Source organism: Streptococcus sanguinis, from assembly GCF_013343115.1.
GTDB classification, from domain to species: Bacteria; Bacillota; Bacilli; order Lactobacillales; family Streptococcaceae; genus Streptococcus; species Streptococcus sanguinis_H.
This window is the reverse complement of the sequence record NZ_CP054570.1, coordinates 206,234-222,730: the sequence shown is the minus strand read 5'-3', so window position 1 is coordinate 222,730 and position 16,497 is coordinate 206,234. Positions and strand designations below refer to the sequence as shown.

Genomic DNA, 16,497 nt, shown 5'->3' with positions numbered 1-16,497 from the left:
AGTTCTTTATCTAGTCAAACTAGATAATGGAGCCTAGCGGGATCGAACCGCTGACCTCCTGCGTGCAAAGCAGGCGCTCTCCCAGCTGAGCTAAGGCCCCACATAGCCCTCTCAAAACTAAACAAGACGCAAGTGCATTCCGTGTGTCCTTACGGACTCCTTAGAAAGGAGGTGATCCAGCCGCACCTTCCGATACGGCTACCTTGTTACGACTTCACCCCAATCATCTATCCCACCTTAGGCGGCTGGCTCCTTACGGTTACCTCACCGACTTCGGGTGTTACAAACTCTCGTGGTGTGACGGGCGGTGTGTACAAGGCCCGGGAACGTATTCACCGCGGCGTGCTGATCCGCGATTACTAGCGATTCCGACTTCATGTAGGCGAGTTGCAGCCTACAATCCGAACTGAGACTGGCTTTCAGAGATTAGCTTGCCGTCACCGGCTTGCGACTCGTTGTACCAGCCATTGTAGCACGTGTGTAGCCCAGGTCATAAGGGGCATGATGATTTGACGTCATCCCCACCTTCCTCCGGTTTATTACCGGCAGTCTCGCTAGAGTGCCCAACTGAATGATGGCAACTAACAATAGGGGTTGCGCTCGTTGCGGGACTTAACCCAACATCTCACGACACGAGCTGACGACAACCATGCACCACCTGTCACCTCTGTCCCGAAGGAAAACTCTATCTCTAGAGCGGTCAGAGGGATGTCAAGACCTGGTAAGGTTCTTCGCGTTGCTTCGAATTAAACCACATGCTCCACCGCTTGTGCGGGCCCCCGTCAATTCCTTTGAGTTTCAACCTTGCGGTCGTACTCCCCAGGCGGAGTGCTTAATGCGTTAGCTGCGGCACTAAGCCCCGGAAAGGGCCTAACACCTAGCACTCATCGTTTACGGCGTGGACTACCAGGGTATCTAATCCTGTTTGCTCCCCACGCTTTCGAGCCTCAGCGTCAGTTACAGACCAGAGAGCCGCTTTCGCCACCGGTGTTCCTCCATATATCTACGCATTTCACCGCTACACATGGAATTCCACTCTCCCCTTCTGCACTCAAGTTAAACAGTTTCCAAAGCATACTATGGTTAAGCCACAGCCTTTAACTTCAGACTTATCTAACCGCCTGCGCTCGCTTTACGCCCAATAAATCCGGACAACGCTCGGGACCTACGTATTACCGCGGCTGCTGGCACGTAGTTAGCCGTCCCTTTCTGGTAAGATACCGTCACAGTGTGAACTTTCCACTCTCACACCCGTTCTTCTCTTACAACAGAGCTTTACGATCCGAAAACCTTCTTCACTCACGCGGCGTTGCTCGGTCAGGGTTCCCCCCATTGCCGAAGATTCCCTACTGCTGCCTCCCGTAGGAGTCTGGGCCGTGTCTCAGTCCCAGTGTGGCCGATCACCCTCTCAGGTCGGCTATGTATCGTCGCCTTGGTGAGCCGTTACCTCACCAACTAGCTAATACAACGCAGGTCCATCTGGTAGTGATGCAATTGCATCTTTCAATTAATTATCATGCGATAAGCAATTTCATGCGGTATTAGCTATCGTTTCCAATAGTTATCCCCCGCTACCAGGCAGGTTACCTACGCGTTACTCACCCGTTCGCAACTCATCCAAGAAGAGCAAGCTCCTCTCTTCAGCGTTCTACTTGCATGTATTAGGCACGCCGCCAGCGTTCGTCCTGAGCCAGGATCAAACTCTCATTAAAAAGTTTGAGTTCGCACTCATTACTGTCCACTGACAGATTTATTTTCGTTTTTTTGACAGGTTACATATCTCTATGTCACCCTGCACTTGGTTCGTCTTGTTCAGTTTTCAAAGGGCTTTGTCTTTCGCGACAACTATATTAGTATATCACCTATACCTACTACCTGTCAATACCTTTTTTAAAAAAAATTAAAAAATTATTATTTTTAAATTGGTGAATAGTTTTACATGCCTTTGAGGATGGTAAATTGACCTACATTCTATCTTTTTAAAGGCGCAAAAAATGCCCTTTCGGACATTTTTTCTATTCTTGTTCTTGTTTATACTTTTCGAGTTCAGCTTTATTAGCCCAGACGTAGTGTCCCGGACGAATCTCTGCCATTTCTGGTTTATCAACTGAATAATCGTGCTGGTCAGGATCATAGACCTTCAACACTTTTTTACGCTCCAAGATTGGGTCAGGAATTGGTACAGCTGAGAGTAAGGATTGTGTGTAAGGATGGACAGGATGGTTGAACAGCTCCTCTGTCTCTGCCACTTCTACAATGACACCTTTGTAAATCACGGCGATACGATCAGAAATAAAACGAACTACCGAAAGGTCATGGGCAATAAACAGGTAGGTCAAGCCAAGCTCTTTTTGAAATTTTTTCAAAAGATTCAAAACCTGAGCCCGAACAGATACGTCCAAGGCAGAAATCGGCTCATCTGCAATTACGAAGTCTGGTTGCATGACCAGAGCACGAGCAATCCCAATCCGCTGACGCTGTCCACCAGAGAATTCGTGAGGATAGCGAGTTAAATGCTCAGCTAACAAGCCAACTTCATTGATGATATCTTTGACTTTTCTTTGACGATCTTCTTCGCTATCAAACAAATGGTAATTATAGAGACCCTCAGATATGATATAGTCAACCGTTGCACGTTCATTCAGACTGGCAGCCGGGTCTTGGAAAATCATCTGAATCTTGCGAATCAAGTCCGCTTCTTCTGCTTTTGACTTTTTACCATTAATCTTTTTGCCTTCATAGAAGATATCACCTGCACTGGTATCATTAAGGCCAATAATAGCTCGACCAATAGTAGTCTTACCAGAGCCTGACTCTCCTACAAGAGAGAAAGTTTCTCCCTTATTGATGAAGAAATTTGCATTTTTAACTGCCACAAATTTCTTACTTCCTTCACCGAAGGAAATTTCTAAATCTTTAATTTCAACTAATTTTTCAGTCATTTCCTTCCTCCTAAGCTTCTAATTGATTGAAGCCCATTTTTGAACGAATTTTTTCATGCAGGTTTTCGATAATCTCTGGTTTATCAACCTTAGGCGCATCTTCGTGCAGCAACCATGTCTTAGCCCAATGAGTATCTGACACATTGAAAGCCGGTGCTTCTTCTTCAAAGTCAATTGACATGGCATAGTCAGAACGCAAAGCAAAGGCATCCCCTTTGATTGGTGAATAAAGTGACGGCGGAGTACCAGGAATCGAGTAGAGCGCACCATTCGCATCTGCCAACTGAGGCAAGCTGGATAGCAAACTCCATGTATAAGGATGTTTTGGCTCGTAGAAGATTTCTTCAACTGTACCGTATTCTACAATTTCACCGGCATACATGACCGCAACCTTATCTGCAATACTAGCCACAACACCAAGGTCGTGCGTAATAAAGATAGTTGTGAAATGATATTCTTGCTGCAAGGATTTGAGCAAGTCAATAATCTGCGCTTGAATCGTTACATCGAGGGCCGTTGTCGGCTCATCACAGATAAGAATATCAGGACGGCAAGCCAAGGCAATAGCAATAACAATCCGCTGACGCATACCACCTGAGTATTGGAAAGGATATTCTTCGAAACGTTTTTCCGCATCTGGAATCCCGACCTTGCTCATGTAATCAATGGCCATTTTTTTAGCTTCTTTGGCTGATTTTCCCTGGTGCTTGATAATGACTTCTGTAATCTGGCTTCCAATCGTATTAATGGGATCCAAGCTCGTCATCGGATCTTGGAAGATAGTCGCAATTTTTGCACCGCGAATCGGCTCCCAATCCTTGTTACTCCGAAGAGTTGTCAAATCTTTGCCACGGTAGTCAATGGTTCCTTGAGCTACACGGCCATTTTCTTCTAGCATTCCAGTAAAGGTCTTGGTCAATACAGACTTACCAGAACCTGATTCACCAACAATAGCCAGAACTTCGCCTTCAATCAAGTCCAGAGAGACTCCACGAATGGCTGTTAAAACTCGGTCGCGAACATCGAATTCCACGACAATATCGCGAGCAGTCAATATTACATTTTCATTCTTTGTCATATTTACTCCTATCTATGTGTACGTGGATCGCTGGCGTCGGCTAAGTTTTGACCAACTACGAAGAAGGTAAGAGATACCAAAATCAGAGTTGTGAGTGGAATCCAAAAGAGGTAGGCATTCGTCGTCACATTTTGAGAATAATCTGAAATCAGGCGTCCCAAACTTGGCACTGTTACAGGAAGACCTAATCCAAAGAAGGACAGAAAGGCTTCGTAAGAGATAAAGCTTGGCAACATCTGTGAAGTGGTAGTCACGATAACAGATACCAACTGCGGCATAATATTCTTCGTAACAATCTTTAGAGTCGGTGTACCAAGGGTACGAGAGGCAAGGTTGTATTCCAAATCCCGATAGCGCATAATCTGCACACGGATAGTGTAGGCAATACCGACCCAACCAGTAATCGTCATGGCAAAAATAAGATTCCAGAAACCAGCACCGATAGAGTAGGTCAAGACAATGACAATCAAGAGGGCTGGGATATTTGAAATGATATTGTAGATTTCCATCATGACACGGTCAACTGTTTTGGAAATTCCCCAGATACCGCCGATGATGACTCCGATGGCCAGATTAATAACCGTCGCAATAATCGAAATAAGAATAGAGTTACGAGCACCAAACCAAACACCATCAAAGAGAGACTTACCATTACTATCCGTTCCAAACCAGTATTGAGAACTTGGTTTGATGTAACGCATGCTAAAGTCGTTTACCTTGCTCACGTCATTAAAGTCGAAGTTTGAAAACATAGGATAAATGAAGCTCATGAGAATAATGGCAATCAGAATCCCCAGCATGGTAATGGTTGATTTCTTTTTCAGAAATTGACGCATGACTGATTTCCAGTAAGAATAGGCTGGAGCATCAATCGTTTCAGAGGCAAAATCGTCACGTTTGACAAATTGGAATTTGCTTTTATCAATTGTAGCCATTATTTACCTCCTTTTGATGTTAACTTAATACGTGGGTCCAGTACGGTCATCAGAATGTCACCCAGCAAGAGAGCAAAGATAGACAGACATGTGAAGATGAATACAAGACCAACAACCATAGAGTTATTGGATGCCTTAACAGAATCAATCAGCATCTTACCCATACCAGGGAAAGCAAAGACAGTTTCTGTCAGAGTCGCACCTGCAATAACACCAACGATAGAAGCTGGGATACTAGATACCAGCGGCACCATAGCGTTTTTAAAGATGTGCTTGTTAGAAATTTCTTTTTCAGAGAGTCCCTTCGCACGCGCAAAGCGGACAAAGTCCTGAGACTGCAAGTCAATCATATACCGGCGAATCCAAACAGCTGTCCAAGGAGCACTCAAAAGCCCTAGAATAACAGCTGGAAGGACATAAGAACGCCAATCTCCCGCTCCCAAGATTGGGAAGGAGTCTGGAAGACCAACAGCAGACCCAGCCAAACGGACAATGTAGACCAAGGCGATGGTTGGCAGTGACATCATAAAGGTCAAGCCCGCTGTAGAAATGCTATCAAACCATGTATTCTTAAGTCGAGCCATGTAGGATCCGAGTGGAATAGCAATCAGATAAGACAGAGCCACACCAATCAAACCAATAATGGTTGAGCTGGTAATCATGGATGGATTTTGATAGTTGCTTTGAGTCGCCGTATAAGCATCTCCCTTACCAAACTTAGCAATATCCTGTGAATCGGCTTTGCTTGGCGTCTTATAGGTACGAGAGTAAATGTTAACAGACGATGTCTTTTTGCCTGTTGGGAATTGAACTTCGGAAGACTTAGTTTGTCCTTGTCCCTGCGTAATAACCTGCAGAACAGGGATATTGGCATAGGTTGGATAAGAATTACCTAAATTAAAGGTAATAAAGTTCTGGTGGACAAATGGAAACTGACCATTAAAGTAAAGCAAATATTTATGCTTAGTACCAGAACCCACAAGAGACCAGCCAACAGAAGGATCATTTTCAAACCGGATATAACGCTCTAGGTTTGGATTCTCCTCATCTTGGATAACATTTGGATGGTCAATTTGAATCAAATTAGCATAGAACTCAAAGACACGTTCATAAACAGGTACTTCACGTACAGCATAGAATTCTCCGCTCAGTGGGAATTTCTGCAATTTCCAGCCATTACCGAGTTTATCAATATACTTCTGATAAATCTTCTCGTTTGCTTCAGTAGCTTCTGTGGTAACAGAAGAATCTTCCTTACTGGCTTTCTCCTGCAGCTCCTTAGTATCATAATAGTCAATGTAACCCATCCGCTCAAAGATGGTGTTTTCATAGTTAGTCTTTTTATCTTTATTGGTCGCTATCTTATTATAGTTAGGATCCTGCTTGAAAATCAACCTTCTTGGCACCATAGTATAGATAATGGCATAAGTCAGGGTCGTCACCAAGAAAATCGACACAATTGAGCGTAAGATACGCATAAAAATATATTTTTTCATTTATCGTTTCCTTTAAATTCCAAAAGAACTTTCTCCTCTATTAGAGAAAGTTCTCTTAGCAAGCTTATTTCACGTGGTCTGCTAATTCTTCTTGAGCTTTTTTATTAGATTCCGCACGTTCTTTATTCCATTTTTCCTGAGCGCTATTATAATCTTTTGTCGTTACAGGCTCATCCTGCAATTTCATGTATTTATAACTTGCTGCTTCACGCGCCTTAGCACCAGACCAAGCAAACGGTGCTGAGAAAGGCACTACCTTAGTCAAGGTTGGACGACCTGTTCTAGAAGTTACCGGAATCAACAAAGCACTATCAGTCAGCCAAGCCTGAGCAGCCGCATATTTTTCATAACGCTTGTTCAAATCTTGCTTTTCTGCACCAGCTTCGTCAACCAGCTTGGTATATTCATCCAAACCAACTTGTTTTGCTGCAGCATTATCGGTGCCGTCAAATCCTAAGAAGGTCTTAGTATTCTCACCACCAGGTTTGATAACATCCAGATAGGTAGATGGGTCTTGATAGTCAGGAGACCAGCCGACATTGTCTGAAATATCCCAGTCCTCTTCAGCAGCAGAAGGAGCAAACAAGGTAATGTTAGTCACTTCATCCTTAGACAATTGGTGAACATCAATCACAACATTATCTGTTCCCAAAGTCTTCTCAATGGATTGCTTGAGGGATTGAACGCGCTGTACTTTAGAAGTAGCTGTTTGATCAACCGGAATGTCCAGATGAATTGGGAATTCCACTCCATCAGCTTTCAAAGCTTCTTTTGCTTTAGCGAATTCAGCCTTTGCTTTGTTCTCGTTATAGAGACCATCTTGACCATCTGAGAAGTCAACGTCTTTCCATTCGTCGCCATAAGTTACTACTTTTTCCTTAACTAAGTCACCGAAGGACTTGTCACCAGCCTGCACAAATGTAGGTGGGATGTAAAGGTTACGAAGAAGTTTGTCTGCTCCGTCCTTACCATTAATCTGAGATGCATAGGACTCACGATTGAAGGCAAAGGTCAAAGCCTGACGGAAGTCCTTGTTAAGCAAGGCTTTCTTAGTTGAAGTCTTTTGAGCTTCTGATGTCTTAGCCGTATGATTATAAGACTGGCGATCAATGTTAGTACCTACTAAGAAAGTTGAGGCATCTTGAGGTGTATAGACGATATTATCTTTAAAGTCTTTTTCAACCTTTTATAAGTCGCACTAGTCGGGAAGAGTCTGGCTGTTGTCAGAGCACCTTGACTGAACTGATCAGCTAGTTTCCCTTGATCTTGTCCATCATAGAAAGAGAGTTTCACTGCATCTACGTGAACATTTTCTTTGTCCCAATAATTAGGATTCTTCTCAAATTGAATTTCAGATTTTGAAGTCAATGATTTAAGCAAGAAAGGTCCGTTATAAAGCAAGCTTGTTGGATCAGTTGCTTGAGCGAACTTATCACCTTGGTTTTCCAAAAAGTCTTTGTTTACTGGGTAGAGAATTCCCATTGTAGTCTTAGAGTTCCAGAAACTTTCTGGCTCATTAAGAGTATACTCAACAGTATGATCATCAACTGCTTTGATTCCTACTTCTGAGAAATCAATCTTCCCAGAAATATAGTCCTTAAGCCCTTTTACAGAATCCTGAACCAAGTAGATTGTTTCAGATTTATTGTCTGCCGCATACTTAAGACCTGTGACAAAGTCTTCTGCTGTCACATCTGCGTACTCTTCACCTTCAGAAGTATACCACTTAGCATCTTTGCGAAGCTTGTATGTATAGGTCTTCCCATCTGGTGATACAGTCCATTCCTCTGCCATTGAAGGAACTAAGTTTCCATATTGGTCGTTTTCTAAGAGACCGTCAATGACATTTGCTGTCAAGTCTGTTGTAGCAGCTTTACTTGAAGTGAGATAGTTCAAGTTTTCAGGATCTGTCTCGTAAATATAATTAAAGGTGTTAGAACTGCCTGATTTTGTGTTTGGCTTAGAGCCTGAGCAAGCTGCAAGAAAGCCAGCCGCAAGAAGAGTAACTCCTGCTAACGCAAGGACTTTGCTTTGTTTCATATGGGTTTCTCCATCTTTTAGATTTTTAGATTTAATTAAGATTATAGCATAGATAGTACTAAAAGTAAAATAAATTTTCAGAATATTAAGTTAGCTCACTGGCACCCTCATATGTTTATGTAATCAGGTTTCCCGCATGTCTGTCATCTAGGATTAGACAACCTTAGTCTCGCCCATTCCGCCTCTAAAATCATCAAAAATCCCATTGTTGAACAATGGGATTTTCTTGATTTATTTGATATGTTCCGCGAGTTCTTCTTGAGCTTTTTTATTGGATTCTTCCTTTTCTTTTGCCCATTTTTCACGCGCTTTTTCATAATCTTTAGTCGTTATTGGTTTATCTTGGATTTCAACATATTTAAAGCTGTATTCGCCCTTGTTTCCAGTCCAAGCAAATGGTCCTGAGAATGGAACAACCTTACGGACACTTGGTGTTGCACCAGATGACCATGCCGGCATTAACAGGGCACTGTCTGTCAGCCAAGCCTGAGCTGCTGCATATTTTTCGTAACGTTTGTTAATATCCTCGTTTTCTGAAGCAGCGTCTTCCAAGAGTTTATCATACTCTTCAAAGCCAGCCTCTTTAGCTGCTGCATTATCCGTTCCAGGGTCAAATCCAAAGTAGCTGTCAACATTCTCACCAGTCTTAGAGCCAGTAATTTCCAGATAAGAAGAAGGATCGTTATAATCTGGACTCCAACCGAGGTTATTATTCAAATCCCAGTCTTCTTGAGATGCAGAAGTCGCAAAATAGGTGATGTTATTCAACTCATCATCTGTCATTTGCTGAATATCAATCACCACATTGTCAGAGCCAAGATTAGCTTCGATAGACTGCTTCAATGACTGAACACTCTTAACGCCATTGGTATCTGCTGAGCTGACCGGAATGTCCAGATGAATTGGGAATTCCACTCCTTCTGACTGCAGCGCTTCTTTGGCTTTGGCAAATTCTGCCTTAGCTTTTTCTGGGTTATAAAGACCATCCTGAGCGTCGTCTAATTTGACTCCCTTCCACTCATCACCATAGCTAGCCAGATTTTCTTCTACAATGCTGCCGAACTCTTTACCATTAGCTTGAACAAAGGTTGGCGGAACAAAGGTATTACGAAGTTGCTTGTCTGCTGCCTCTTCGCCATTGGTTTGGGCAGAATAAGCAGTACGGTCAAAGGCAAAAAGCAGAGCCTGACGGAAATCTTTATTGAGCAGTGCTTTCTTAGTGGACGATTTCTGTGCATCCGTTGTCTTAGAAGTATGCTCGTAAGACTGACGGTCGATATTAGTTGTGACAACGAAGGTTCCTGAACCTTGAGGAGTGTAGACGATATTATCGCCATACTGTTTCTTCACACTGGCAAAGTTGGAGCTATTTGGGAAAAGACGAGCAATGGTGTAGTTGCCGTCAGAGAAGCCACGCACCAGCGATTCTGTATCTTGCCCATCGTAGTAAGAGAATTTGACAGTATCAATTTTCACCTTTTCCTTATCCCAATAGTTTGGATTCTTCTCTAAACTAATTTGAGATTTCGAAGTGATGGATTTCAAGATAAACGGACCGTTATAGAGGACACTAGTTGGATCTGTCCCCTGAGCAAACTTGTCACCTTTTGATTTCAGAAATTCTTCATTTATCGGGAAAAGAATCCCCATGGTTGTCTTAGAATTCCAGAAACTTTCTGGCTGATTCAAAGTATACTGAACAGTAGAATCATCCACCGCCTTAACACCAACTTGGGAGAAGTCAGTTATTTTACCATTAACATAGTCGTCCAAGCCTTTAATGGATTTTTGAACGATATAGAGACCATCAGACTTGCTGTCAGCAGCATGCTTCAGACTGGTCACAAAGTCCTTAGCAGTCACATCTGCATACTCTTCACCATCAGAAGTATACCATTTCACTCCCTCACGAAGCTTATAAGTATAGGTCAGACCATCTTTTGAAACGGTCCAATCTTCTGCTAGAGAAGGCACTAAGTTACCATACTTATCGCTTTCCAGCAAACCATCCACTACATTAGCCATAATCTCATTGGTTGCCCGCTTATTGGACACAGTGTAATCCAGCGTATCTGGATCTGCCGTATAAACATAGCTATAGTTTTTCCCAGATGAATTGGAGCCACCAAACGAACAGGCAGCCAGAATTCCTGCAGAGAGAATGACAAGCCCAGCAGCTGCAGCTAACTTAGATGTTTTCATAAACTTCCTCCAGTTTTCATTAAGATTACTTTCATTATAGCACTTCTACGACAGGATGTAAACGCTTCAATGTAATGGAGGCCAACATAAAAAGAGAGAACAAAAATGTTCTCTCAACTAAATAACTTGATTCAGGACAGCCACAAAGAGACAAACTTTTGCTGTTCAAAATCTTATTTGATATGTTTTTCTAGCTCTTCTTGGGCTTTTTTATTGGATGCTTCCTTTTCTTTTTCCCATTTCTTAAGAGCTGCTTCGTAGTCTTTAACTGTCACAATATCATTTTTGAGCTCCATGTTCTTAAAGACATAAGTATCCCCTTTGATTCCGACATAAGAGTAAGACTTGGTAAATGGAACAACCTTCTGAACGACTGGTGAACCACCCGCAGAAACACTAGGAATAACAATGGAGCTATCTGTCAGCCAAGCTTGAGCTGCTGCGTATTTAGTATAACGAGCGTCGGTATCTTGTTTTTCCTTATCCGCCTCATCCAATAACTCTTTGTATTCGTTCAAGCCGACTTTATTGACGATATCTTGATTTTTCCCTTTTTCTAATCCTATATTATCCAGAATATCACCAGTTTCTGGGTTGAAAATATTCAGATAAGTTGATGGATCTTGGTAGTCTGCTGACCAGCCAGACATGTTGAGGTCGTAGTCTTTCTGAGCTGCTGTTTCTGCAAAGTAGGCTGAATTATCGTAGTCATCTGTGGACATTTGCTGAACATCAATAACGACATTTTCTTGACCAAGCGCTGCTTCAACAGACTGTTTGAAAGAGTTGGTCCGCTGTACTAAGACTTTGTCAGTCTGATCCACAGGAACATCAATATGGATAGGGAATTCAACGCCTTCTGCTTGCAAGGCTTCCTTAGCCTTAGCAAACTCTGCCTTGGCCTTGTCAGCATTGTAGATGGTATCTTGGGCATCTGTCAACTTGACACCGCTCCACTCATCGCCGTATGTAGGAAGTTTGCTCTCTACAACATCTGAAAAGTCTTTGCCATCAACCTGCACGAAGCTAGGAGGAACAAGCAAGCTACGGATAAGTTTAGTCGCTCCATCTTTACCATTCATCTGAGCTCCAAAAGATGTCCGGTCAAAGGCAAAGTTAATCGCCTGACGGAAATCCTTGTTTTGAATAGCCGCTGTAGTCGATGTCTTCTGAGCATCTGTGGTCTTAGACGAATGATTATAAGCCTTACGATTCAGATTGAAGCTAAAGAAATAGCTGGTTGAGTTCTGTGGTGTGTAGATAATATTGTCTTTGTATTGCTTTTCTACAGAAGCGTAGTTAGAACTTGTCGGATAAAGCCGCGCTTGAGAATAGGCACCGTCTGAGAAGTTGCGAATCAAGGATTCCTGGTCTGAACCATCATAGTAAGTCAGTTTTATATTTTCAACCTTGACATTGTCCTTATCCCAGTAGTTCTGGTTTTTAGCATATTCAATGACAGACTTAGAAGTGAAAGCCTTCAGAATATAAGGTCCATTATAAAGAATGGAAGAAGGTTTTACAGTACCAAAATCTTTTCCTTTTGATTCCAAGAATTCTTTGTTAATCGGAAAGAGAATCCCCATAGTCGTCTTGGAATTCCAATAACTTTCTGGCTGGTTAAGAGTGTACTCGACAGTATGGTCATCGACAGCCTTGACGCCAACCGTTGAAAAGTCATTTGACTCACCCTTGACATAGGCATCCAAGCCTTTGATAGAGCTTTGGACGATTGGAAGAGCTTCTGATTTTTCATCTGCCGCATGCTTCAAACCAGTGACAAAGTCTTGAGCTTTAACCTCTGAGTATTCCTCACCGTCTGATGTATACCATTTAGCATCTTTGCGAAGCTTATAGGTATAGGTCAGACCGTCCTTTGAAACAGTCCAGTCTTCCGCAATAGATGGAACCAGATTGCCATACTTGTCATTTTCCAAAAGTCCATCGACCAGATTTGAAGCCACATCAGAAGTCGTTCCCCGATTGGAGTTTACATAGTCCAAGGTATCAGGGTCAGCAATATAAACATAAGAGTAAGTATTGCTGGCGCTAGAGCTTCCACAAGCGGCTAAAATCAGTGTTGACACGACTGTCAGTCCAGTAATGGCCAACCATTTAGATTTTTTCATGAGCATTCTCCTTCGCAATTTATATTGTATTATTATACAATATTTTTTTATAAAAACAAATGCTTTATGTAGAAAAATAATAATTTTCTATTTTTCAGCTTGTATATCTGTATTATTTCAAATATTTTTCTATTTTGTGAGATTTTTTCGAAAGATGTTTTTATAAAAAATCTCTTAAAGGAGATTGCTCTACTTTTCTCTACATTTATCTTGTAATCTTTTATTATCCTTGATTTATAAAAGAAAAGAGAATTTTATGATACAATGGTTATATCTTGTTTTAGGGGAAAGAAATGAAACGATTATTCCTATGTCTACTAGTTTTGGTCGGAATGACCGCCAGCAAGGTTGCAGCAGATGATTTCAACATTGCCGCTAAGAGTGCAATGGCTGTGGACGCTACTTCTGGAAAGATTCTCTACGAAAAAGATGCTAATACTCCTATCGAAGTCGGCTCCATCACCAATCTTTTGACCGTCTATCTGGTCTATGAAGCCATTGACAGAGGAAACCTGACTGCAGATACTTATGTTGATATTTCAGACTATGCTTACAATCTGACATCTAATCCAAATATCAGCAATGTCCCTTTGGAAGCCAAACGTTACAAAGTCAAGGACTTGATTGCCGCCTCCTTGATGTCCAGCTCCAACAGTGCCACGATTGCCTTGGCTGAAAAGGTTGGGGGCAGCGAAGAAAATTTCGTCCAAATGATGAAGGCCAAGCTTAAAGAATGGGGAATCACAGATGCTACTATTGTGAACTCCACAGGGCTGAATACTCTTCTTCTAGAATACGCAACTGAAGAAACAGAGTATAGCGCCTCAGCTAGCACATCTAAAAAAAGCAAGGACACTGAAAACAAATTCAGCGCCTACGACTTAGCTGTTATCAGCCGGCATCTGATTATGGACTTCCCTCAAGTGACAGAGATCACTTCCAAGTCCACAGCCAAAATCGCAGGGACGAGTCTTGAAAACTATAACTTCATGCTGGAAAACCAGTCCAACTTCCGCTCAGGTGTAGACGGACTCAAAGCCGGCAGTTCGGATAAGGGAGGCTCTTCCTTTGTTGCGACGACTACTGAGAATGGCATCCGTATGATTACTGTTGTGCTGGACGTTGAGCAAACCGACGGCGACCCCTACGCACGCTTTGTAGCCACAGCGTCTTTAATGAACTATGTTTCGCAAAACTTCACCCAGACGACTATTGTGGCTGAGGGGGAAGCCTACAATAAAAGCCATTCAACCGTTATTGACGGCAAGCAAAAGACCGTTCCAGCCGTTGCCAGCAAGGATTTCACCATCATTGAGCGCATCGCCAATCAGGCTGAGCACAAGGTGGAATTTTCTACCAACGAAAAAGGCTTTCAAGCTCCGCTGAAAAAAAATACTGAACTCGGAACCTTGACCTATACCGACCCTGAACCGATCGGCCAAGGCTATCTGGAAAACAAAGCACCTTCTGTCACAATGGTGGCAGGCCAAGAGGTGGAAAAAAGTATTTTCTTCAAGGTCTGGTGGAATGACTTCGTCCGCTATGTCAACGAGAAATTATAAAAAAACAGCCGCGAATCAAATGATTCGTGGCTGTTTTTTATGTTTTGATTAAGAAGAAAACAATTAAATTTCGAAGTAGGGCAAAGCACTATCACTGTCTAACGGATGTGTTGGAATTGCCTCTTCCAAGACAGCCCACCAACCAGCTGCTAATTCTTGAAAAGTGAGACTCGATTCTGGTGAAACAGTCATAATCTTACGACCAAACCAAGCCATCGTTTGAGTTTCAAACTGAAGCATAGCATAATCAATTAAAGGAACACCTGCATCTTTATACTCAGAATTAACCGCACGCGCTACTTCTGGCGCTTGAGGAATAAGCTGATTCTCAAGCTTTTTCACTACATCCGAATCCATTTCTCTCCACGATATTAGTTTCCCATCAACTTGATAATATAGTTCGAATGTTTCCTGTCCCTGTTTAAAATTAACAAGAACAAAAGCTCGCTCCACCTTATCAGGTCCACCCGCTGCCTTAACAGCATTTATCAAAATATTTTGTTCCATTTGAAACCAGTAGTTATCTGCCTCTTCTTCAAGACTAGGAGCAAAGGGTTGGTTCAATTCCTCTATCGTCGCCTCCCCCTTATTAACTTCTTCTACCTTACCAAATAAACGTTTTAAAAAACCCATTCTAACCTCCAGATAAGTCAATGCTATCTTTCATTGCTAAAATTAACCAAACACTATTAGCACTTTTTAACCAACTGATCCTTCCATTTCATAGCTGATAAGGCGGTTAAGCTCAACAGCGTATTCCATAGGTAATTCTTTGGTGAATGGCTCGACAAAGCCCATGACAATCATTTCGGTGGCTTCAGATTCGGACAAGCCACGACTCATGAGATAGTAGAGCTGCTCTTCAGAAATCTTAGAAACCTTGGCCTCATGCTCCAGAGCTACTTGAGAGTTATGAATTTCATTAAAGGGAATGGTATCTGATGCAGAAATATCATCCATGATAATCGTATCACACTCAATATGGCTAACAGACTTCTGTGAATTCTTTCCAAAGGTCACTTGACCGCGGTAGTCCACTTTACCTCCGCCCTTAGCAATGGACTTAGACACGATAGAAGAGCTGGTATGCGGAGCATTGTGAATCATCTTAGCACCTGTATCTTGGTGCTGATTGGTATTGGCAAAGGCAATAGAAAGCATGGTTCCACGCGCTCCAGGTCCGTCCAAATAGACAGACGGATACTTCATAGTTGTTTTTGCACCAAGGTTCCCGTCAATCCACTCAACCGTCGCATCTTTCATAGCCCTCGCCCGCTTGGTCACGAGGTTGTAGACATTGTCGGACCAGTTTTGAATAGTGGTGTAGCGCATATAGGCCCCATCAAGGGCAAAAATTTCAACAATCGCAGCATGCAAGCTATTGCTGGAATAAGTCGGAGCTGTACATCCTTCAACATAATGGACGCTAGCGCCCTCATCAACGATAATCAAAGTCCGCTCAAACTGACCCGAATTTTCATTGTTAATCCGAAAATAAGTCTGCAAGGGAACATCTACCTTAACCCCTTTTGGCACATAGATGAAGGTACCACCTGACCAGACGGCGGAGTTGAGAGCTGCTAGCTTGTTATCTGTTGGAGGGACCAATTTAGCAAAATACTGCTTGAAGAGCTCTGGGTATTCCTTAAGAGCTGAGTCGGTATCCGTAAAGACAATTCCTAGCTTTTGGAACTCTTCCTTCATATTGTGATAAACCACTTCAGACTCATACTGGGCCGCCGCACCAGCGAGGTAGGCTCGCTCCGCTTCTGGGATTCCAATCTTCTCAAAAGTTTCCTTGATCTTCTCAGGCACTTCATCCCAGCTTCTAGCAGGCTTATCAGAGGCCTTTTGGTAATAAATCAAGTCATCAAAATTAATTTCTGACAAATCCGGCCCCCAAGTCTGCATCGGCATCTTCTTGAAAGCCTCGTAGGATTTGAGGCGGAAATCCAGCATCCATTCTGGTTCATCCTTGGCTGCAGAAAGCTCACGAATGACCGCTTCATTCAGCCCTTTCCCTGTCGAGAGAACAGGTTCAACATCGTCATGGAAACCAAACTTGTACTCACCGAGATCAATCGGTTTTGGTTCTACTCTTTCTTCTGACATA

At 42.7% G+C, this 16,497-nt stretch carries 9 protein-coding genes, 1 tRNA gene, 1 rRNA gene and 1 pseudogene; 1 reads left to right on the top strand and 11 read right to left on the bottom strand.

Translation table 11 applies throughout. The features are described 5' to 3' along the window. Positions 1 to 27: 27 nt before the first annotated feature. The 9 genes and pseudogenes from FOC72_RS01075 to FOC72_RS01035 all read right to left on the bottom strand — a co-directional run bounded on the left by FOC72_RS01075 (position 28) and on the right by FOC72_RS01035 (position 12,822). Positions 28 to 100, bottom strand: a tRNA-Ala gene (locus FOC72_RS01075). Between the two features lie 64 nt (positions 101 to 164). Further along, positions 165 to 1,712: ribosomal RNA gene (locus FOC72_RS01070) — 16S ribosomal RNA — on the bottom strand. Between the two features lie 303 nt (positions 1,713 to 2,015). After that, a complete protein-coding gene (locus FOC72_RS01065; RefSeq protein ID WP_002893618.1) occupies positions 2,016 to 2,942 on the bottom strand; it encodes an ATP-binding cassette domain-containing protein in 927 nt (308 codons plus the stop codon). Positions 2,943 to 2,952: 10 nt separating this feature from the next. Continuing rightward, positions 2,953 to 4,020: an ABC transporter ATP-binding protein gene (locus FOC72_RS01060; protein ID WP_002893620.1), complete on the bottom strand. Its 1,068-nt coding sequence runs from the start codon at positions 4,018 to 4,020 to the stop codon at positions 2,953 to 2,955. 8 nt (positions 4,021 to 4,028) lie between these two features. Then, positions 4,029 to 4,955 (bottom strand): oligopeptide ABC transporter permease OppC, encoded by a 927-nt coding sequence (oppC, locus tag FOC72_RS01055; protein ID WP_002893621.1) that lies wholly within the window; start codon positions 4,953 to 4,955, stop codon positions 4,029 to 4,031. Next, positions 4,955 to 6,451, bottom strand: a complete 1,497-nt coding sequence (locus FOC72_RS01050; protein WP_002893622.1) for an ABC transporter permease — start codon at positions 6,449 to 6,451, stop codon at positions 4,955 to 4,957. Before FOC72_RS01050 ends, oppC begins: the two co-directional genes overlap by 1 nt. Before the next feature lie 64 nt (positions 6,452 to 6,515). Beyond that, positions 6,516 to 8,491: pseudogene (locus FOC72_RS01045) on the bottom strand (peptide ABC transporter substrate-binding protein). 231 nt (positions 8,492 to 8,722) lie between these two features. Then, positions 8,723 to 10,693 carry a peptide ABC transporter substrate-binding protein gene (locus FOC72_RS01040; RefSeq protein ID WP_002893625.1) on the bottom strand — a complete coding sequence of 657 codons (1,971 nt, stop codon included), beginning with the start codon at positions 10,691 to 10,693 and terminating at the stop codon, positions 8,723 to 8,725. Positions 10,694 to 10,866: 173 nt separating this feature from the next. Beyond that, entirely contained in the window at positions 10,867 to 12,822 is a 1,956-nt protein-coding gene (locus FOC72_RS01035; RefSeq protein WP_032913972.1) for a peptide ABC transporter substrate-binding protein, read from the bottom strand. 293 nt (positions 12,823 to 13,115) lie between these two features. Between FOC72_RS01035 and pbp3 the strand changes: the two genes are divergently transcribed. Then, positions 13,116 to 14,384 carry a D-alanyl-D-alanine carboxypeptidase PBP3 gene (gene pbp3 / locus FOC72_RS01030; protein WP_002893628.1) on the top strand — a complete coding sequence of 423 codons (1,269 nt, stop codon included), beginning with the start codon at positions 13,116 to 13,118 and terminating at the stop codon, positions 14,382 to 14,384. Positions 14,385 to 14,447: 63 nt separating this feature from the next. On the opposite strand, the gene FOC72_RS01025 is transcribed toward pbp3, so the two are convergent. After that, positions 14,448 to 15,017 carry a hypothetical protein gene (locus FOC72_RS01025; protein WP_002893629.1) on the bottom strand — a complete coding sequence of 190 codons (570 nt, stop codon included), beginning with the start codon at positions 15,015 to 15,017 and terminating at the stop codon, positions 14,448 to 14,450. A 66-nt stretch (positions 15,018 to 15,083) separates the two neighbouring features. Next, entirely contained in the window at positions 15,084 to 16,496 is a 1,413-nt protein-coding gene (gene sufB, locus FOC72_RS01020) for a Fe-S cluster assembly protein SufB (protein WP_002893631.1), read from the bottom strand. Position 16,497 lies beyond the last annotated feature (1 nt).